This window comes from Massilia sp. TWP1-3-3 (genome assembly GCF_049897805.1).
In the GTDB taxonomy this organism is placed as follows: Bacteria; Pseudomonadota; Gammaproteobacteria; order Burkholderiales; family Burkholderiaceae_D; genus Telluria_A.
In genome coordinates this window covers 37235-57844 of the sequence record NZ_JAFCWX010000027.1, presented here as the reverse complement: position 1 = coordinate 57844, position 20610 = coordinate 37235, and the positions used below count along the sequence as shown (strand labels likewise).

Below are 20610 nucleotides of genomic sequence, written 5' to 3'. Positions count from 1 at the left end.
GATCAGGGGGCTGTCGCCGCTTGCGCGTCAAGCGCGAGGTTTAATGCCAGCACGTTCACCCGGGACTCGCCCACCACCCCGGCCAACTGCAGTTCGCTGTACTGCTCGACCAGCGTGTTGATGCGCGCGACGCTGATGCCACGCGCAGCGGCAACCCGGCCGCTCTGGTAGCGCGCGGCAGCCACGCTGATTTCCGGATCCAGACCACTGGCTGAGGCCGTTACAAGGTCAACCGGAATCGGCAGGGTATTGCCTGGGTCGGCAGCCTTGAGCGCTTCAACCCGGCCCTTCACCGCCGCGATTTGCGCCGGATTGGTCGGTCCCAGATTGGCGCCGCCAGAACCGGCGCCATTATTTGCCATGGGCGCGGTGGCTGAAGGACGGCCCCAGAAATACTTGGGCGAGGTGAACGACTGGCCGATCAGGTGCGAACCAACAACGATGCCGTCGCGCTCGATCATGCTGCCTGCGGCCTGGTGTGGATACAGGATTTGGCCGAGACCGGTCACGGCAAGCGGATAAAGCACGCCGCAGACCAGGGTGAGTGCGCCGAATAATACAAGCGCTGGACGAAGGGTAGATTGCATGGCAACTCCAGTTTAGGCCAGATTGAGAAAAGATAGCAGCACGTCGATCAGCTTGATGCCGATGAAGGGCAGGATGAGGCCGCCCACGCCATACAGCAGCAGATTGCGGCGCAGCAGCGCGGCCGCGCCAATGGCCCGGTATTGCACGCCCTTGAGCGCCAGCGGAATCAGTACCACGATGATCAAGGCATTGAAGATCACGGCCGACATGATGGCCGACGAGGGACTCGACAGGTGCATGACGTCGAGCGCCTTCAGGCTGGGATAGGTGCCAACGAAAGCAGCCGGGATGATTGCGAAGTACTTGGCGATGTCGTTCGAAATCGAGAACGTCGTCAGCGAGCCGCGCGTCATCAGCATTTGCTTGCCGATTTCAACGATTTCCAGCAACTTGGTCGGGTTCGAATCCAGATCCACCATATTGCCGGCTTCCTTGGCGGCCTGGGTGCCCGAATTCATCGCCACGGCCACGTCGGCCTGGGCCAGCGCTGGCGCATCGTTGGTGCCGTCGCCAGTCATCGCCACCAGGCGCCCTTCGGCCTGGTAGCTGCGAATGAGCTTCAACTTGTCCTCGGGCGTCGCCTCGGCCAAAAAGTCGTCGACGCCGGCTTCGGCAGCGATGGCCGCTGCGGTCAGCTTGTTGTCGCCGGTGATCATCACGGTCTTGATACCCATGCGGCGCAGTTCGGCAAAGCGTTCCTTGATGCCACCCTTGACGATGTCTTTCAGTTCGACCACGCCGGCCACCTTGCCTGCATCGGTGACAACCAGTGGCGTGCTGCCACGGCGCGCCACATCGTCGACCGTGCGCGCCACATCGGCCGGGTAAGGGTTGCCCAGCGCCTCGACGTATTTGCGCATCGAATCGGCAGCGCCCTTGCGCACTTCCCGTTGACCAAGGTCGACGCCGCTCATGCGGGTATTTGCGCTGAACGGGACAAAGGTCGCGTGCAAGGCCGCCATCTCGCGTTCCCGGATGTTGAACTTCTGTTTTGCGAGCACCACGATGCTGCGGCCTTCCGGGGTTTCGTCGGCCAGCGAAGCCAGTTGCGCCACATCGGCGAGCTGCTGTTCGGTCAACCCCGGAGCGGGGAAGAAGGCTGACGCCTGCCGATTGCCGAGCGTGATGGTGCCGGTCTTGTCGAGCAGTAGCACGTCGACGTCGCCCGCCGCTTCCACCGCCCGGCCGGAGGTGGCGATGACGTTGGCCTGCATCATGCGGCTCATGCCGGCCACGCCGATGGCCGAGAGCAGCCCACCGATGGTGGTTGGGATCAGGCACACCAGCAGCGCGATCAGCACTGTGATGCTGACCGGCGTCCCGGATTGCGCCGCAGCGACGGCGAACAGGGAAAACGGCAGCAGCGTGACGGTCACGACCAGGAACACGATCGTCAGTGCCACCAGCAGGATCGTGAGCGCAATTTCGTTCGGCGTCTTTTGGCGCTTGGCGCCTTCCACCATGGCGATCATGCGGTCGAGAAAGGTCTCGCCGGGATTGGCTGATACGCGCACCACCAGCCAGTCCGACAGCACGCGGGTGCCACCTGTGACGGCCGAGAAATCACCGCCGGACTCGCGGATGACCGGTGCCGACTCGCCCGTGATGGCGCTCTCGTCAACCGAGGCCACGCCTTCGATCACTTCACCGTCAATCGGGATCACGTCGCCTGCTTCGACCAGGATCGTCATGCCGCGGCGCAGGTCGGTGGCCGCGCATGGCAGCCAGGTGGTGCCGTGCTTGGGCGTATGGAGCTTTTTGGCCATCACGGTCTGCTTCAGATTGCGCAGCGAGGCGGCCTGCGCCTTGCTGCGGCCCTCGGCCAGCGCTTCGGCGAAATTGGCAAACAGGACCGTGAACCACAGCCAGATGCTGGTGGCCAGGATGAAGCCGGGACTGGCCTCGCCCTTGCCGCTCAGGGCCTGGAAATACAGCAGCGTGGTGATGATGCTGCCGATGTAGACCACGAACATGACCGGGCTTCGCAGCTGAGTGCGTGGACTGAGCTTTTTGAACGCATCGACAATGGCCGGGCCAAGCAGTGCGGAATCGAACAGCGTCAGCGCTTTGCGTGACGTAAGGGCTTGCGACATCGTGAACTCCTGATTGTGATTAGTTGGCGAACAACTGCAAATGTTCGACCATTGGACCGAGGGCCAGCGCCGGTACATAATTGAGCACGCCCACCAGCACCACAACGGCAATCAACAGGCCGATGAACATCGGGCCGTGGGTCGGCATGGTGCCGGCGTTCGCTTCAAGGCGCTGCTTGCTCGCCAGTGAGCCGGCAATGGCGAGAATCGGCACGATCGTGGCAAACCGGCCTAGCCACATGGCAACGCCCAGCATGGCGTTGTAGAAGGGCGTGTTGGCGGCCAAGCCGGCGAAGGCACTGCCGTTGTTGTTGGCCGCCGAACTGAAGGCATACAAAACTTCCGAAAAACCATGCGCGCCGGGGTTGGCCATGCCTGCCTTGCCAACGTCGAGCAGTACTGCGATGGCGGTCCCGGCCAGCACCAGCGTCGGCGTGACCAAGATTGCGATCGAGGTCATCTTGATTTCGTAGGACTGGATCTTCTTGCCCAGGTATTCCGGGGTGCGCCCTATCATCAGGCCGGCAATGAACACGGCCATGATGGCAAAGATCAGCATGCCATACAGGCCAGAACCGACGCCGCCGAAAATGACTTCGCCGAACTGGATCAGCATCAACGGCACCATGCCGCCCACCGGCATGAAAGCGTCATGCATGGCGTTCACCGCGCCGCACGAAGCGGCGGTGGTCACGGCGGCGAACAGGGTCGATGCGCTGATGCCAAAGCGGGTTTCCTTGCCTTCCATGTTGCCGCCAGCCTGCAGCAGGCTGGCACGCTGGTCGACACCCATCGCTTGCAGCGCGGGATGGACCTGCTGTTCGGCGCCCATGACCACGACCGTCGTCATGGTGAAGACTAGGGTCATTGCGGCCAGCAAGGCCCAGCCCTGCCGCCGGTCGCCGACCATGCGGCCGAAGGCAAAGCACAGGCCGGCCGGGATCAGGAAAATCGACAGCATCTGGACAAAGTTGGTCAGCGCAGTCGGATTCTCGTAAGGGTGGGCCGAGTTGGCATTGAAAAATCCGCCACCATTGGTGCCGAGCATCTTGATCGCTTCCTGCGAGGCGACCGGGCCCATGGCGATGGTCTGGGTCCTAGTCACGACCGACTCGGTCAGCGCTTCGCCCTTGGCGTCTTTGAGCGGCTGGCCGTCGGCGCCATTTTTCGGCTGGGAGTAGCTGACCTGGTCGAGCAGGGTAACCTCCTTGTATGCGGAGAAGTTCTGGATCACCCCCTGACCCATCAGGAATACCGCGAACAGCAGCGACAAAGGCAGCAGGACGTACAAGGTGGATCGGGTCAGGTCGACCCAAAAATTGCCGATCGACTTGACAGAGCGCGAACTGAAGCCGCGCACCAGCGCAAAGGCAACGGCCATGCCGGTCGCCGCCGAGAAGAAATTTTGCCCGGTCAGGGCCAGCATCTGGGTGAGGAACCCCATGGTTTGTTCGCCGCTATAGCCCTGCCAGTTGGTGTTGCTGACAAAGCTGACTGCCGTATTGAAAGCGGAGTCCGGGCTCACGTTGGGCAGCGCCTGCGGATTGAGGGGCAGCCAGAATTGGATGCGCTGTAGGCCGTATACGAACAGCGCGCCCAGAGCGTTAAAGGCCAGCAGCGCAACGGCATACGCCTTCCAGGATTGTCCATCCGTGGCTGTGGTGCCGGCCGCGCGGTAGAGCAGGTTCTCGATCTTGCCGATCCAGCTCAGACCGGAGATGGGGGCGCCGCTGCCGACGCGGGCCAGCAACATCCCCAGCGGATAGGCCAGGGCGAACAGCACGACCAGGAAGCCGATCAATAAAACAAGCGATTGAGACGTCATTACAGGTTCTCCGCATTCAGCAAGGCGACCAGAAGGTAGACGAAAAGCCCGGCGGAACTGAGCGCGCCGATCACGTAAAAGAGCGTCATTGATCACCCCTCAGCGTTGCGCAGCCGGCCACCATCGCCCAGCATACTGCGACAAAGGCGCAGATCGCCCCAACGAAAATTATGTCCATTTGTTACCCTCACACAGATTGATTTGATTACGTAGAAGCTTAGCCGGGAGCGTCTAAAAACTTTGTAAACACTTCGGGCGGGGACGTATACGCGGTATATAGATTTTTGCCCGAGCGTCTGCCGATGCCCTGGCCAGTTGCACCTTAAAAGGTCTTGCTGACCGTCACAGTCAGCGCTGATCGTCCAAGAAACTTGCCGTTCGCGGGCGAGGCATAGATGACCTTGCCGGCATTGGTCCCGATCAGGGCGGCAGCAACGCTAACGACGCCGAAGTCCCTGGTTGCGCCGGCTTTCCAGTCGGTGTAGCTGGCAGCGGACGTGCTCTTGACGTTCTGATGACCGGCATGCAGGTTAATTACGAGCTGATTGCCGGCATCGATGTTGGCCCCCACGTCCAGGTAAGCACTGTTCTTGCTATCCATGAAGCCGAACAGATTGGTGAGCGCATGCGAATACTTGATGTAAGCGGGACCATAGCCCAGCTGGCCATAGAGCTCGGTGGTGTTGGCGTTCGCAAAACCAGCCACGTGGGCCAGATTGTTGGATGGGTAGACATAGGTCAGTACGCCGACGTCGTAGCGCACGTCCTGGCCGAACTGGCCGCGTTTGCCTGCATACAAATCGAGTTCGGTGTTGCCGCCGCCGCCAGCATCCTTGGCCCATGTGATTGTCGACAGCCATGCCCCCGCATACAGGCCGGTTCGGTTGTGAACATAGTCTGCGCCTCCCTGGGCAGCGCTCTTGAGACGGCTTTGCGAGATGCCGCGGAAACGGTAGTCGGACACGAGGGCGGCATTCATGCTGACGGCCTTGTCCGGTTTTGCTTCGTCAACTATGGTGGCAACGAGCGCCTCATCGGCCTTGGCAGCATTGCCTGCGAACAGTGTCAATAAGGCGGCTACGTAGATCTTGGTTTTCATGACTGCAATCTTTCAGGTAGTGGTGAAATAAGGTTTTGACGGGGGATCAATTCGATGGTCCAGTGTTCAAAGACGTCGTGATACAGCTCGGCCATACCGATGGCGTTTCCCGATCCTGAATCAATGACGGTCTTGCAACGCGTGGCCGACATGACTTCGGACGCATGACCCCGTACGCAGGCAAGTTGGGCTGCGCTTGGTTCAGCATCGCCACAGACCACTGCGAACAGCACATGCAGGCCAGGATTGAACATGCGCGCTGAATTGAGACGCGCAACGAGCTGGTCGCGCTGCAAGCAGCGTGCGCGCGCGGCAGCGAGCGCGGCAACGATGGCGCTGCTGTCGCAACTGCATGGCCCGGCGACGGCAATGATCATGGCGCCGTGCGCCATGGCTGATTGGGTGATCCTGGGCAGGCGATTGCAGCGGCAGTAATCGAGCGCGAATTCATGAAATAGCCTGTGGGTAGATGAACTGCCTGCAGGTTATCGAATAGGAGGTAAAAACTTTCTAAAGAGTTTGCTCGTTTGCATAAACGCGCTATATAAACCCAGTCCAGGCAGTTCAGAAAACCGGTGCAGCGTCAGTCGCTGAGCTGAATCCGCGCTGAACATGCCCACATGCGCTCATCTCGGCTGAGAATTTCCGGCTCTCATATGCCGGCGTCGCAGACGCAAGGGATAACGTCGTCTTTCGTGCGCGTTGGGTAGCGATAGCGGGACTGGTGAGCCTGGATACACGGACGATCTTGCCCTGCGCTACGGATTGCGGCCGCCGCGCGCACGGCTGAGGCGTGGCGCCGAGCGTTCGACCTCTGCCGCGAGGGCAGTACCGTCGATGTGCTGCGCCATCACCCGCAGTGCAATACCAGGCTGATTCGGCTCCGCTTCGCGCTTTGGTCGGCCAACGGGCTGGTGACAGAGCGCGCGCTAGCGTGGTCTTGAAGAGATGGTGCGGCATAGGGGTAGCCGCACGAAGAATATTGAGCCCGCGCCGTGCTGGCGCAGGCTCCATCGTTGCCGTCAGGATGGAATGCAAACATTGCCGAACGATAGATCGCGCAGGATCACGCTCGCTGCAACGTTACCGGTTTCTTACCTCGTCATGAAAATGAGCGGCTTTTGCGCTGGTCTGCTTGATCACTTCATCTGCCCGCTGCGTTTCGGGCCAGAGAATCAACAGGTAGGATTCGATCGCTGGATCGCACAAGCCGCCGACTTGTTTCGATTCGCCATAGCCTTTCGCGCAAAACCGCACTCTGTATTCGCCCGTGGTCAAAGGAAGCGGATAGGCACAGTCGCCATCACAGCCTGTCAGCGCTACAGGAAGATGTTCAAACCTGCACGAGGCTTCAACAATTTCGTCCCAGGAAGCATCGACCGCGGGGGCGACGTCGTGCACCTCGACGGTGAAAGGTACTCGTCCGCCCCAGCAACCGAGGCCCAGAAATAGCCCGCCCGGTACCGCTGCGCCGCATAAGCCGTTCGTCTGTCCTTTGAAGGCGTCTACCGATAATTCCCCCTCTCGGTAGTTCAGCGACGTGAGATACACTTGACTGTAACTGGTCTTTACCGCTTCGCTCATGGTAAACAGCTGTGTCATGTATTCCCCTTTGAGTGAGCATGGTTCAATGTAAGCGACGGCGCAGGCCGTCGGGATATGCAACGGCGGCCACAAATTATCCGTGGCCGTGTTTTTGCGTTCGATTAAATTGCTGGACCGCGTGGATCAAAAGGCGGGTCAACAGGGAAACTGTCGTCTGTAAATTTTCCGCTAAACATCGTTGTTGTGAATGAGAATTTCTGCGAGGGCGCTCTGATCGTGACTGGGAGAATCATCGAACCGACGATCGCGGGTTCGTTAATGGCAATGAAAACACCGCTCGAACTCTGATAGGAGCCAAGCACCATGACGCCAACCGGAAGATTCTTAAAGTACAGGCGGAATGGACCGGCTAACGGGCCCGGTGCATTATTGGTGATGGTGAAATTATACTTTTGATCCTGGCCTTCCGAGTAAAGGTAGTTCCTGGTGATCGTAAACGAGCTGGTGACATCCTTTGGTCCTGACGGTGGTGGCGGTGGTGGTGGCGGCGTCCCGGTGATATTGCCCAGATAAACCCAAAAATTTTCATTGTCGTCCACGCGCTCGTCATTGAAGAACGTGAGCATTTGTCCGCCACCGGAGCGGTTATCGGTGGTAGGGATCAAGTTGACGGTGTATTTGTGCTCTTCGGTTGCAACGGAACGGGCGCCCTCCAATGCAGCTGCAGGTGGGTATTCGTCGCAATCGCACAGCTTGCGGTCGCTACAGGTCGGCGGCATCGCGACCGGCCATTGTTTGTCGCATCGAAGACCTGCCGTGTAGCGATTGGCATTCTGCGTTGTTTCGTTGAATGTTCGCGTCAAGGGCATATAGCCGGGGGCGCTCGAGGCGACCGAGCGCATGCCATCTGCCAAACGGAACTTGCCCGGAATTTCAGGGAAGTTGGAAAATGCATCGGCGATCAGCTTGCGTGCCTGAGGAGCACTTCCGCTCGGGTCCTGGAAGCGCCAAATAGCCGATGCGCCCGGGAACACGCAGCCCTCTGACGTGGATTTGATCACGCCTTTATCACAGCGCAAATCCCAATTGCCGGTGAGAGGTTGCATGACATTGGTCGCACCCGACCATGCATACACCGGCACGCTGCCATCAGTCGTATAGAACAACTTGACGTACATTGTGGTGCTGACCTTTTTGACAGTGGTCGTATCCCAAGTGATGGGAAACGAAAATGATTTCGTCATCTGCCCATTGGCACTGAGCGTGATCATCGGGATTTGCGCATCCGGCCCGCATGTCACGTCCGTTTCCTGTCCAACGCAATCGAGGCGGGGCTTTATTTTCAGCGTTGGAACCGGCAGTTTCAGCGCTGGCTGCAGATCAGTGTAGGTGTACCGCAGCGTCAGCGTTGCCTGTTTCTTCAAGCCCACGCTGCCACCGTAGACCGACCAATACGTTTCGACTTTCATCTCGCCCGCGTTATGGATCAGATCGCCTTCTGCATTCTTCACGTCCACGCTGGCCGTGTTCTTGTCCCGGACGCAAAGTACGTGCCGGTTAATCAGTGCATTCGGGTTTGGCGTGAAATCAGCTTGGTAGAAATCCGCGTCGCCGGTGCACCCAGTCGTTGCAATGGTGGGAGGGACTGCAGGGTCAATTGCAAGCGTGGAACTGCTTGACGTGGCGAGCAGGCGGCTTTCGGCGGCGGGCGCTGGAAGCGTTTTATCGTCGCCGCTGCCGTTGCCGCAGCCGCCCAACAATACGCTTAGTGCAAAACAACTTGCTACTCCGGCGGTCCTGCGTAACCGGGCTGATCTCTTGAGCATGAACATTCCTTAATTTTCCGTGGATGCGCAAGTTATAATTAAAAAACAATGTTGTCAACTTTTAAAAACTTTTGTGAACAGCTACAACTGCTTTTAGTTAATTATTGTTTAATCAATGCTATTTAAGATATAATTTTGTTCAAAAAATAATTCGTCGCTGCCTTTCCTAGCGTCTTGAACACCTTGGCGCGCGAGAAGCAAAGCTGCATCGACGTCACCATACATAGCGCGAGGCAAACAATGAAGATCACCATCATCGGTACTGGCTACGTAGGCCTGGTTGCGGGCGCGTGCTTCGCCGACGTCGGCAATACCGTTCTTTGCCTCGACGTCGACGCAGCGCGCATCGAGCTTCTGAAAAACGGCACCATCCCTATTCACGAGCCCGGTCTTGACCAACTGGTCGTGCGTAATGCCAACGCCGGCCGCCTAACCTTCACCACCAGCTACGACGACGCCATCACCCATGCCGAGGTGATTTTCCTGGCCGTCGGTACGCCATCGCTGGAAGACGGCCGCGCCGACCTGACCCAGATCCTCGCGGTCGCGCGCTCGATCGGCGAGCGCATCGTCCGACCTGTCGTCATCGTCGACAAGTCGACCGTTCCGGTGGGCAGCGCCGATAAAATCAGCGCCGTGGTGGCCGCAGAATTGGCGCGCCGCCAGGTCGACGTCACGTACGCCATTTGCAGCAACCCCGAGTTTCTCAAGGAAGGCGCCGCCATTGACGACTTCATGAAGCCGGCCCGCATCGTCGTTGGCAGCGAAGATCCCGCCACCATCAAGCTGATGCGCCAGTTGTACGCGCCGTTCAATCGCAACCATGAAAAAATGGTCATGATGAATGTGCGCAGCGCGGAACTGACCAAGTACGCCGCCAATGCCATGCTTGCTACGCGCATCAGCTTCATGAATGAGCTGGCCGGTCTAGCCGAGCAGCTTGGCGCGGACATTGAATCGGTGCGCCAGGGCATTGGATCGGATCCCCGCATCGGCCCCGACTTCCTGTATGCCGGCACCGGCTACGGCGGTTCGTGTTTCCCCAAAGATATTGCAGCCCTCGTCAATACGGCGGCCGAATACGATCAGCAGCTGCGCATATTGAGCGCAACCGAAGCGGTCAACAACCAGCAAAAGACGGTCCTGTATAAAAAGCTGGTGCGTTTTTTTGGCGGCGCAGACAATTTGGAAGGCAAGACAATCGCCTTGTGGGGCTTGTCGTTCAAGCCCAATACCGACGACATGCGGGAAGCTTCCAGCCTGACCCTGATTCGCTCGCTGTTCCATGCGGGCGCGAACGTCGTCGCCTACGACCCCGTCGCCAATGCCGAGGCACTGCGCATCTTGCAAGCCGAGTACGGCGACGAGCGCTGCGCGAAGTCGCTGCGGATCGTCACGAGCGCAATGCACGCCGCGGCCGATGCCGATGTGCTGGTGTTAATGACGGAGTGGAAAGAGTTTCGCTCGCCCGATTTTGCGCAGTTGGCAAAAACCCTGCGTCACCTGGCAATTTTTGACGGGCGCAATATCTACGATCCCGACCAGGTTGCCTCGGCAGGGCTGCGTTACGAAGGCATCGGAAGGATTCGCGCCGGAAACGCGGCCTGACGTGTTTTGCCGGGCACGGCAGTAGGTGCCCGGCAACACCAGCGCTGCCGCAAGTGTTTATTGCAGCGCGAGTTTGAGTTTGCTGGCGGTCACATCCAGCGTCAGGCTGGCGATGCGGTTCTCTTGTGCATCGACCGCAAAGGCCAGGCGCGCCTGATCCAGATCCGATATGAGCTTCAGGCGCAGCCGCTGCGCGCCGATCGCCTGCTTGCTTTGGGCCAGTTCGAGCTGCATTTTTTCCAGCGTCAATTGTTCCTCCAGCCCGGCCAATTCCTCTTGCGCCGCCACCTGCCGCGAAGCGGTTTCTCCGCCGACCATGGTTTGCCGCAAACGCATCTGTTCGGTCGCGGCCACTTCCTGCTGCAGGTAGCTGGCCGAGCGAAAGCCGTCGAACAAGGTCCAGGTCAGGCGCACGCCGACGGCGGACTGCTCGCGTTTAAAACCGCTGCGCGCGTCGCCGAAGCCTTCATTGCTGTAGCCATGGTTCGACAGGGAGTAGTACAGGTCGACCACCGGCGCATAGCTGGCGCGCGCCAGCGCGATGCGCTGCCTGGCGGCCTGCGTGCTCGCTTCCGCCTTGACCGCGTCAGGGTTGCCGCCCACGCCGAACCTGCTGTACAGCGCAGTCATATCGGGCATGCGCAAGTTCAGTTCGGGCGCGGCAAGTTCAGCATCCGGCGCGGCGCATTCGGTGTTCAGCGCGCTGCAATACTTGCGCTGCGCTTCACGCAAGGCGCGCGCGGCGGCCTTCAGGTCGATCTGGCCCGACTTGAGCCGGATGTCCGCTTCCTTCGCGTCCAGCGCCGACGCGTTGCCGGCGGCCAGGCGCTGCTGCAGCTGCGCCGCTTCCAGCGTGGCCATCTCCACAGCGCGCGCGCGCTGGCGCTGCACCAGCGCCGCCTTCATCCACGCCGCGCAGGCGGCGGCGGCGTCGGCCATGACCTTTTTCGTTTCCAGCGCATATTGGGCCTGCGCCGCGCGGGCCAGCTGGCGCGCCTCTTCCAGACGGGCGCGGTCGGCGCCGCCCTTGTACAGGTTGTAAGCCACTTCCACCCCAAGACGCCCCTGGTAGCGGGGCGGATTGGCGGCCACGTCCACGCTGACCGGTTGCCCGCCAATGTTGGTGGAGGCGGTCACGCCCGAAAACGGGTCATAGCGGTGCACGTGCTCGACCGTAGACGTGAGGGCCACGGTCGGCTTGAAGTTGGCCGCCATTTCGCCCACGCGGCCATCGGCGGCGCGGATCTTTTCGCGCTCGATGGCCAGTTCGGTACGGTTGGCAACTGCTTGCTGCAGCGCCTGCTCAAAGCTGGCCGGCGGGGCGCTGCCGGCCATGGCCGCGCCGGTCGCGGTAGACAGGAATGCGGCGCCCAGGCCGCCCAGCAGCTTATTCATAACGCAGCGCGTCCACAGGGCGCAGGCGGGCGGCGCGGCGCGCGGGAAAGTAGCCCGACAGCAGTCCGACCGCCATCGACACCAGCAAGGCCAGCACGATCGTGGCCGGTTCGGGCGCCAGCGGAAAACCGGTCAGCCACGACAGGACCACGCTGACCACGCCGCCAAAGACCAGCCCGATCAGGCCGCCGATGGTGCTGATGATGACCGATTCGAGCAAGAACTGCAGCAAGATCAAGTGCTGGGACGCGCCGATTGCCTTGCGCAAGCCAATTTCCCTGGTGCGTTCAAGCACTGAGGTTGCCACGATGTTCATGATGCCCATTCCTCCTACTAATAATGAAATCGCTGCGGCCAGCACGCCGATCAAGGACACGCCCCGCAAAATCTGGTTTGCCGTATCGATATACCTGGCCATGGTGTCGGAGTGGTAGCGGAAGCGCTCGCCATGGCGCCGGGTCAGCAAGTCGGTCATCTGCTGGGCGGCCAGCGGCGCTTGTTCAAAGCTTTGCGCCTCGGCCTGGATGGCGTGGATATCGTGGTTGCCCATCTGGGCTTGCAGCGTGGTGTAGGGCAGCAAGATGCGGTTGTTTGCATCCTGGCCGGCCGAACCTATGCTGGCAAGAAAGTCGCGGCTCTTCGCTTCCAGCAAGCCCACGACCACGTACTTGGCGTCGTTGATGCGAAATTCCTTACCGATGACGTCGATGCTGCCGCCGAACAAATCATTGGCCACGGTCTGGCCGATGATCGCCACCTTGCGCCGCTGGCGCACGTCGTCGCTGCGAATGCCAATCCCCGCCGACAAGCCGTCGTTATTGATGTCCAGGTAAGCCACATCCATGCCGCTGACCTTGCCGTTGCTGTACTGGCTGCCGCTGTGGATGTACAGCGCGCCGCTGCCGTAGACGATGGGCGAGGTGCGCGCAATGGTGGCGAAGCCGGCGTCGCGGATGCTTTGCAGGTCGAGTTCGTCAATGCCGCTGCCGCGCCGGCTGGCGCGGTACGGGCCTTTGTCGTCGTCCAGGCGCTTGACCCAGACCGATTTCAAACCAAAGGTTTCGAGCTCCTTGAACACCAGGTAGTGGCCGCCCTTGCCGATCGAGCCGACGGCAATCACCGATGCGATGCCGATCGCGATGCCCAGCACGCTCAGATAGGTGCGCAGCTGGTTGTCGCCCAGCGCGTGCAATGCCTGGTCGAGCACGTTGACCAGCTCGCGCCAGCGCCGCCGCAGCGTCATTGCAGGGCCTCGCGCGGCGTGCGCTCGAGCTGGCCGTCGCGCAGGCGAATGATGCGCTTGGCGTAGGCGGCCACTTCGTTTTCGTGGGTGACCATCACAATGGTGATGCCGCTCTCGTTCAAGGTGCGGAAAATCTGCATGATTTCGACCCCGGCGGCCGAATCCAGGCTGCCGGTGGGCTCATCGGCGATCAGCACGTCCGGTTCATTGATCAGCGCGCGGGCAATGGCCACGCGCTGCTGCTGGCCGCCCGACAACTGGGCCGGGGTATGGTCGGCGCGTTCGGCCAGGCCGACTTGGGCCAGCAGGGCGCTGGCGCGGCTGCGGCGCGTGGCGCTGTCGACGTCGGCATACACCAGCGGCAATTCAACGTTGCGCTGGGCGCTGATGCGCGGTATCAGGTTAAATTGCTGGAACACAAAGCCGAGCCGCTGGTTGCGGATCGTGCACAGTTCTTCCTCGCTGCTGACGGTGAGCGACTGGCCGTCCAGCGTATATTCGCCCGCGTCCAGAAAATCGAGGCAGCCGATGATGTTGAGCAGGGTCGACTTGCCCGAGCCCGACGGCCCCATGATGGCGACAAAGTCGCCGCGCGCGATCTCCAGCGACACGCCCTTGAGCACTTCAATGGCCACTTCGCCCACTTGATAGCGCTTGCGCGCGCCCGATAGATGGATCATGTCGTCGCGGGGCCCGCCGGCGCAACCGTCACCTTGTCATGTTCCTTCAGTACTTTTCCGTCGGGAACAATAATCACTTGGCCGGCGCGCACGCCGCTCTTGACTTCCACCAGTTTCAATTCGGCGCTGCCCAGCGTGACGGTCAGCAAGTGCACGGCGCCGTTTTCGATCACCGCCACCGACGACTTGCCCTGGCTGGTCAGCACGGCCGCGGCCGGCACCACCAGCACGTTGCTCGCTGTAAAAGTTGGAATCCTGACGTCGACCTGCTGGCCGAGCGTGAGCGGTGGGGCGTCGGCCGTCAGCGGAATGCGCACCGCCAGCGTGTTGGAGGAAACGTCTTTCTTGGTCGCGGCGGCAATCCAGGTGATTTTGCCGGGCCATTCCTTGCCGGGCATGGCTTCGCTGCTGAGCGTGACCGCCTTGCCCAGGCTGACGGCGCCGGCGTCGCCCGAGTCGACCTTCACTTCGATATCGCGCGTGGCGTTGCCAGAAAGTTTCATGAGCATGTCGCCCTGGTTGACCCAGGCCCCGGGCGTGGCCGCCAGCGCCGTGACCGAGGCGGCCAGCGGCGCCTTGACGGTAAAGCGTTCCAGTTCGATTTCCTGGCGCCGCACGTCAAAGCCGATGGCGTCGGCGTTGCGCACGCTTTCCTGCCACTTGAGGCGGGCGTCGGCCACGGTTTTATGCGACTCGCCGCCCAGCTTGTAAATTTGTTCCAGCGCGTCCCAGTCGTGCCGGGCCGCTTCGGCCACGCGGCGGGCGGCAGCGAGCGCGCTGCGCCGTTCGTCGATGCGGCTTAACAGGTCGCGCGCGTCGAGCGTGAGCAAGGTCTGGCCGGGCTTGCTGAGCGAGCCTTCCTTGACGTTGACGCCCGTGACCCGACCCGAAACCGGGCTGAACAGCGACACTTCGTCGCTGGCGATCAGATTGCCGCTGACCGTGATAAACGATTGTATGTTTCCCCGTACCACAGTGGCGGTGCGGACCGGCGTGGCCGGATGCAGCCAGTCGGCGCGCGCCAGGCCAAATGCAGCGGCGGCGACAACCACGCCCAGGCCCAGTGCCCACGCCCAGAATCTGGATCTGAAGGATTTTCCACGAGTCGTCATGATGGTTCCAGGTGCCTGCGTTATCAGATGTTGAAAGTTTGCTTTTATGACAAGCGACCCGCATTATGCCCTGTGCGTGGCATGAGAACAAGCAATTCTTGACGCCCAAAATGTGTACGAAATAGTAAGGTTATTTATTCTGATACGTAAAGTTTCATTCTATAATTGCAAAAATACAAGAGTGCCGCCGGCGTCGGCTGCAATCACTTTTTTCGGAACAATCAATGACTGAAGCGAGCAAGTGCAATGGCTGAAAAATCGAGTCTGTCGGACGCCAAGCGCTTATTACTGAGCAAATGGGCCAAGGGCAGGGCCAGCCAGCAAACCATTTTCCGCAGCACGGACACGGGTCCCAGGCCCCTGTCGCACGCCCAGCAACGCTTGTGGTTTCTTGACCAGGTCGATCCCGGCAGCGCGCTCTACAACGTGCCGGCGGCGGTCACCCTCAGCGGTCGCCTCGACCAGGCCGCTCTCACGCTGACATTCAAAGAAATCTTCCGCCGCCATGCGGTGTTGCGCACGCGCTTTGTCAACCTCGACGGCGTGCCGGCCCAGCTGGTCGAGCCGCATCTGACGCTGGCCTTGCCCGTCACCGACCTGAGCGGCCACGCGCCCGAGCACCGGCTGGCGCTGGCCAAGGAACTGGCGCATGCCGAAGCGCAGCTGCCGTTCGACCTGACCGCGGGCCCGCCGATGCGCGCCAGTTTGCTCAAGTTGGGCGAGCAAGAACATGTGGTCCTGTTCACGCTGCACCATATCGTGTCCGACGGCTGGTCGCTGGGCGTGCTGGTCAAGGAAGTGGCGTCGCTGTACACCGCCTTTAGCCAGGAACTGCCGTCAAGCTTGCCGGAACTGCCCATCCAGTATGCCGATTATGCGCAGTGGCAGCGGCAATGGCTGGCCGGCGGCGTGTGCGCCCAGCAGCTCAGTTACTGGGTCGAGCAATTGCGCGACGCCCCCGCGTCGCTCGCCTTGCCGACCGACCGCCCGCGCCCGCGGGTGCAAAGCTACAACGGGGCGCGCTGTCACTTTGCCGTGTCCGCGCCGGTCACCGAAGGCTTGCACGGCCTGGCGCGCGATGCCGGCGCCACCATGTTCATGCTGGTGGCCGCCACCTTGAATGTTTTGCTGGCGCGCTATTGCGGGCAGGACGACATCTGCATCGGCACGCCGAGCGCGAACCGGCGCATGGCCGAAATCGAACCGCTGATCGGCTTTTTCGTCAATACGCTGGTGCTGCGCACGCGCGTGGGCAAGCAAAGCTTTGCGCAATTGCTGCAACAGGTGCGCGCCAGCGCGCTGGGTGCGCTGTCGAACCAGGACATCCCGTTCGAGTACCTGGTCGAAGTGCTGCGGCCCGAGCGCGAGCAGAGCCAGTCGCCGCTGTTCCAGGTGATGTTCGCCATGCAGAACACGCCTATTGGCGTGCTGGGAAGCCAGGACTTGCTGATCAAGCCGCTCGACATCGCCCCCGAGCACGCCCGTTTCGACTTCGCCGTCGACGCCTACGAGAGCGAAGGGCGACTGTGCGGCTTTTTCGAGTACAACACCGACCTGTTCGACGCCGTCACCATCGAGCGCATGGCCGCCGCGCTGGTGCGCCTGCTGGGCGCCGTGCAGGCCAACCCGCAGGTCTGCGTTAGCGAGCTACCCTTGCTGGGCGAGGACGAGCGGCGCCATTTGCTGGTCGAACTGAACCGCACTGACGAAGCGCACCCGGCCGGCGCCAGCATCATTGCCCTGTTCGAGGAGCAGGCGCGCACGCAAGGCGAACGAGCGGCGCTCTACTGCGACGGGGCGCGCATGAGCTACGCCGAACTCAACGCCAGCGCGAACCGCCTGGCCTGGTATCTGATCGGGCAGGGCGTGGGTCCCGAAGCGCTGGTGGGCGTGTGCGTTGAACGCTCGCCGGACATGATCGTTGCCATGCTGGCGATCTGGAAAGCGGGCGCGGCCTACTTGCCGCTGGACCCGTCCTATCCGGCCGAGCGGCTGGCGTATATGGTGGCCGACGCCAAACCGGTGCTGGTGCTCACGCAGCAACACCTGCAGCAGCACCTGCAGCAACACCTGCAGCAACACCTGCAGCAACACCTGCAGCAGCACCTGGCCAAGCTTGCCCAATGCGGCAACTGCCCCGTGTTTTGCGTGGACGACGCACCCGGCCTGGGCGATTTGTCCGTCCACAACCCGGCGCCACGCGCCTGCGGGGCAAGCCTGGCGTATGTCATCTACACGTCCGGCTCCACCGGCAAGCCGAAAGGCGTGCTCATTTCGGTGGACGCCATCACGCGCCAGACGCTCGCTTCGGCCACGCGCTACGGGATTGGCCCCACCGACGTGGCCCTGCAGTTCGCCTCGACCAATTTTGATGCCTCGATCGAACAAGTCTGTTCGGCGCTGACAATGGGCGCCGCGCTGGTCTTGCGCGCAGCGCAGCTGTGGACGCCCGAGCAGTTGTGGGAGGAAATCGCGCGCCACCAGATGACGGTGGTGAACCTGCCGGCCGCCATGTGGGGCGCGCTGGCCGAAGGCGGCCCCGCGCTGGCCGCCTGCGCCAGCGTGCGCCTCTTGATCGTGGGCGGCGACGCGCTGCTGCCCGAAGCGGTGGCGCGCCTTGGCCTGTCGTGCGCGGTGATGAACGCCTACGGCCCGACCGAAACGACGATCACCGCCAGCACCTATCTGGTCGCCCACCCGAAACGCTGGCAGCCGACCGCCACCCAGTACCTGCCGATCGGCCGGCCGGTGGCCAACATGCAGTTCTACATCCTCGACAAGTACCTCAATCCGGTGCCGCAGGGTAGTTGCGGCGAGCTGTATATCGCCGGCGTCGGCCTGGCGCGCGGTTACCTGGGCCAGCCGGGCCTGAGCGCCGAAAAATTCGTGCCCAATCCGTTTGGCGCTGCGGGCGAACGCATGTACGCCTCGGGCGACCTGGTGCGCTATCTGCAGGACGGCAACATCGAATACCTGGCCCGGGTCGATCACCAAGTCAAGCTGCGCGGCTTTCGCATCGAGCTGGGCGAAATCGAAGCTGCCCTGTGCAGCCACCCGGGCGTGCGCGAAGCGGTGGTGGTCGCGCGCGGCGAGGCCGGCGCCGAGCGGCGCCTGGTGGCCTACGTGGTGGCCTACGTGGTGGCGGCCAGCCGGCCGGACGCCGCCGACGGCGAGCAGGTCGCGTTCTGGCGCCAGACCTTTGATGAAATCAATGCCGCCCCCGAGCAGGCGGACGACCCGGCCTTTAATATTCTCGGCTGGGACAGCAGCTACGACCGATTGCCGATCGCGCCCGCGCAGATGGCCGAGTGGGTGCAGCAGACGTGCGCGCGGATCGCCGCCCTGCAACCGCGCCGCGTGCTGGAAGTGGGCTGCGGCACGGGCTTGCTGCTGCACCGCATCGCGCCGCTGTGCCAGACGTACTGCGGCACCGATTTGTCGGCCAGCGTGTTGACCGAACTGCGCAAGCACGTCGGTCCCGCCACCTTCCCCAACTGCGACGTGACGCTTCTGCAGCGCCCGGCGCACGAACTGGCCGACGTGCTGCACGCTCGCCTTGACACGGTGGTGATCAATTCCGTGGTCCAGTATTTTCCTAGCGCCGAGTATCTCGGCAGCGTGCTGGCCCAGGTGATCGATGGCTTGCCCGATGGCGGCAAGGTGCTGGTTGGCGACGTGCGCCATTTCGGCCTGCTCGAAGCGTTCCGCTGCTCCGTCGCGCGCTATCAGGCCGCTCCAGGCACGTCGATCGAAGCCTTGCGCGCCGTGGTGGCGCGCGCGCTCGAAAGTGAAACCGAACTGCTGCTTCATCCCGGCTACTTTTTAGATCTGCAGCGGCGCACGGCGCGCATTGCCCAGGTCGAGATTCTGCCCAAGCTGTCGCGCCGGGACAATGAATTGAGCAAGTACCGCTACGACGTGATCCTGACTGTGGGACCTGTCGCGCCGGCCCCGGCGCTGTCGTGGCGCGACTGGAGCGCGCTGGAAGGCGGCGTGGCCGCGCTGGCGCGCCTGCTGGAAGAAGGCGTCGACTGCGTGGCATTGCGGCACGTCCCGCATGGCTTGATCGAAGCGGACGTGCTGGCCTGGCATGAACTGGGCCGGATGGACGCGCACGCCAGTGCCGCCGACCTGGAACAGGCCGTGCGCAGCCAGGGCGGGACCGCAGTCAATCTGTGCGATCTGGTGGAGTTGGCCGAGCGCCATGGTTACCAGGCCCAGCCATCTATGGCGACAGACCGTGTCGACACGTGCCATATGGTGTTGTCGCGCGCGCCGCTGCAGGTCGACTGGGCGGCGCTCGCGGGCGCGCGCGCGCAGGCGGGGCAACCGCTGGCCAACCGGCCCGCGCTGGTGCAAGCGCACCACGCGCTGCGCGAAGACTTGCTGGCCAGCATGGCGCTGACCCTGCCCGACTACATGATCCCGCGCCAGATGGTCATGCTTGAGCGCTTGCCGCTCACGCCCAGCGGCAAGCTCGATCGCAAGGCTTTGCCCACGCCGGACATGGCGCGCAGCGGCGAGCGCTTTGTCGCTCCCGTCACGCCGACCGAACAGGCCTTGGCGGCGATCTGGGTCAAGCTGCTCGCGGTCGACCGGATCGGCGCCCAGGACAACTTTTTTGCTTTGGGCGGGCATTCGCTGCTGTCCATCAGTTTGTTCCACATGATCAAACAGGCATTTGGCGTGGCGCTGCCGCTGGCGACCATTTTCTCGGCGCCGACGGTGGCCGCGCTGGCCGCGCAGATTGACCAGGGCCGGGGGCGCCAGTCGCTGCTGGTGCCTTTGCGCACCGGCGGCGCCGGCGTGCCCCTGTTCTTCTTGCACCCCATTGGCGGCCAGGTATTTTTCTATCAAAAGCTGGCCGAGGCGCTCGCACCAGGCTTTCCCGTGTACGCCATCCAGTCGCCTGAAGCTGCCGGCCACGACGCCGGCCACGCGCAGGCGCACGAGATGATCGCGGCGTATTGCGCCGCCGTGCGCGCATGCCAGCCGGAGGGACCGTACCGGCTGGCCGGCTGGTCGTCAGGCGGGGCGATTGCGTGCGCGCTGGCCGCCGCACTCGAGGCGCAAGGGCAGACTGTGGCCTACCTGGGCTTGATCGACGCGCGCCCGCGCGCCGCACTGGTCGATCCGCAGCAGGTGCTGGCCGAAGCGGCGCTGGCTTTGCTCGGCAGCCTGCGCGGCGCGCGCCTCGGTCCGGATCAACTGGCCGAGCTCGAAGCCATGCTGGTGCAGCGCCAACTAGGGCTGGCTGCCCTGCTTACAGGGCAGCATGACGCATTCCTGCAGCAACTGCTCACCCGCCTGAGCGGCCAGGCCATGGACGGCGCCACGCTGGCCTACCTGAAAACGCAGCTGCGCGTGACCGGGCACCATCTGGGTCTGCTGGCAGGACTGGCCGGGCAACAGCAGGTGGCGCCGCACGTGCTGTGGGCGCGTGGGTCGCTGTCGGCCGAGCAGTCGGAGCTGGCGCTGTACCGGCACTGGCCGGCGGCGCTGCAGGCCGTGGTCGAGGGCGACCATTACAGCATGCTGGCAAGCCCGCACGTGGCTGGCCTTGCGCACCAGCTCGGCGCCCAACTACCGCTGTGAT

At 62.4% G+C, this 20610-nt stretch carries 14 protein-coding genes; 2 read left to right on the top strand and 12 right to left on the bottom strand.

The window, feature by feature from the left end:
- Positions 1 to 2: 2 nt before the first annotated feature.
- The 8 genes from kdpC to ACP7D4_RS21745 all read right to left on the bottom strand — a co-directional run bounded on the left by kdpC (position 3) and on the right by ACP7D4_RS21745 (position 8976).
- Entirely contained in the window at positions 3 to 587 is a 585-nt protein-coding gene (kdpC, locus tag ACP7D4_RS21780) for a potassium-transporting ATPase subunit KdpC (RefSeq protein ID WP_426105189.1), read from the bottom strand.
- Between the two features lie 12 nt (positions 588 to 599).
- Entirely contained in the window at positions 600 to 2681 is a 2082-nt protein-coding gene (gene kdpB / locus ACP7D4_RS21775) for a potassium-transporting ATPase subunit KdpB (protein WP_426105187.1), read from the bottom strand.
- A gap of 19 nt (positions 2682 to 2700) precedes the next feature.
- Positions 2701 to 4506: a potassium-transporting ATPase subunit KdpA gene (gene kdpA / locus ACP7D4_RS21770; protein ID WP_426211272.1), complete on the bottom strand. Its 1806-nt coding sequence runs from the start codon at positions 4504 to 4506 to the stop codon at positions 2701 to 2703.
- Positions 4506 to 4595 carry a K(+)-transporting ATPase subunit F gene (kdpF, locus tag ACP7D4_RS21765; RefSeq protein ID WP_426105183.1) on the bottom strand — a complete coding sequence of 30 codons (90 nt, stop codon included), beginning with the start codon at positions 4593 to 4595 and terminating at the stop codon, positions 4506 to 4508. Before kdpF ends, kdpA begins: the two co-directional genes overlap by 1 nt.
- 233 nt (positions 4596 to 4828) lie before the next feature.
- Positions 4829 to 5605 (bottom strand): TorF family putative porin, encoded by a 777-nt coding sequence (locus ACP7D4_RS21760; RefSeq protein ID WP_426105181.1) that lies wholly within the window; start codon positions 5603 to 5605, stop codon positions 4829 to 4831.
- Positions 5602 to 5982, bottom strand: coding sequence for a hypothetical protein (locus tag ACP7D4_RS21755; protein WP_426211270.1), 381 nt, complete (start codon positions 5980 to 5982; stop codon positions 5602 to 5604). Before ACP7D4_RS21755 ends, ACP7D4_RS21760 begins: the two co-directional genes overlap by 4 nt.
- Positions 5983 to 6688: 706 nt before the next feature.
- On the bottom strand, positions 6689 to 7207 hold the full coding sequence (locus tag ACP7D4_RS21750) for a hypothetical protein (RefSeq protein WP_426211269.1): 519 nt from the start codon (positions 7205 to 7207) through the stop codon (positions 6689 to 6691).
- 104 nt (positions 7208 to 7311) lie between these two features.
- The gene (locus ACP7D4_RS21745; protein ID WP_426211268.1) at positions 7312 to 8976 is read right to left on the bottom strand and encodes a NucA/NucB deoxyribonuclease domain-containing protein; all 1665 of its coding nucleotides are present in this window, start codon (positions 8974 to 8976) and stop codon (positions 7312 to 7314) included.
- A 240-nt stretch (positions 8977 to 9216) separates the two neighbouring features.
- Between ACP7D4_RS21745 and ACP7D4_RS21740 the strand changes: the two genes are divergently transcribed.
- Positions 9217 to 10584 carry a UDP-glucose dehydrogenase family protein gene (locus ACP7D4_RS21740; RefSeq protein WP_426211267.1) on the top strand — a complete coding sequence of 456 codons (1368 nt, stop codon included), beginning with the start codon at positions 9217 to 9219 and terminating at the stop codon, positions 10582 to 10584.
- Between the two features lie 57 nt (positions 10585 to 10641).
- Here the strand turns inward: ACP7D4_RS21740 and ACP7D4_RS21735 are convergent, their stop codons facing one another.
- From ACP7D4_RS21735 to ACP7D4_RS21720, 4 genes are read right to left on the bottom strand one after another with little or no spacing between them, the layout of a single operon-like run.
- On the bottom strand, positions 10642 to 11979 hold the full coding sequence (locus ACP7D4_RS21735; protein WP_426211266.1) for a TolC family protein: 1338 nt from the start codon (positions 11977 to 11979) through the stop codon (positions 10642 to 10644).
- On the bottom strand, positions 11972 to 13222 hold the full coding sequence (locus tag ACP7D4_RS21730) for an ABC transporter permease (protein WP_426105170.1): 1251 nt from the start codon (positions 13220 to 13222) through the stop codon (positions 11972 to 11974). The genes ACP7D4_RS21735 and ACP7D4_RS21730 overlap by 8 nt, the downstream gene beginning before the upstream one ends.
- On the bottom strand, positions 13219 to 13902 hold the full coding sequence (locus ACP7D4_RS21725) for an ABC transporter ATP-binding protein (RefSeq protein WP_426211264.1): 684 nt from the start codon (positions 13900 to 13902) through the stop codon (positions 13219 to 13221). Before ACP7D4_RS21725 ends, ACP7D4_RS21730 begins: the two co-directional genes overlap by 4 nt.
- Complete coding sequence (locus ACP7D4_RS21720) at positions 13899 to 15014, bottom strand: efflux RND transporter periplasmic adaptor subunit (protein WP_426105167.1); 1116 nt, start codon at positions 15012 to 15014, stop codon at positions 13899 to 13901. The genes ACP7D4_RS21725 and ACP7D4_RS21720 overlap by 4 nt, the downstream gene beginning before the upstream one ends.
- 246 nt (positions 15015 to 15260) lie before the next feature.
- Here ACP7D4_RS21720 and ACP7D4_RS21715 point away from each other — a divergent pair, with 246 nt between their 5' ends.
- Positions 15261 to 20609, top strand: a complete 5349-nt coding sequence (locus ACP7D4_RS21715) for an amino acid adenylation domain-containing protein (protein ID WP_426211263.1) — start codon at positions 15261 to 15263, stop codon at positions 20607 to 20609.
- Position 20610 lies beyond the last annotated feature (1 nt).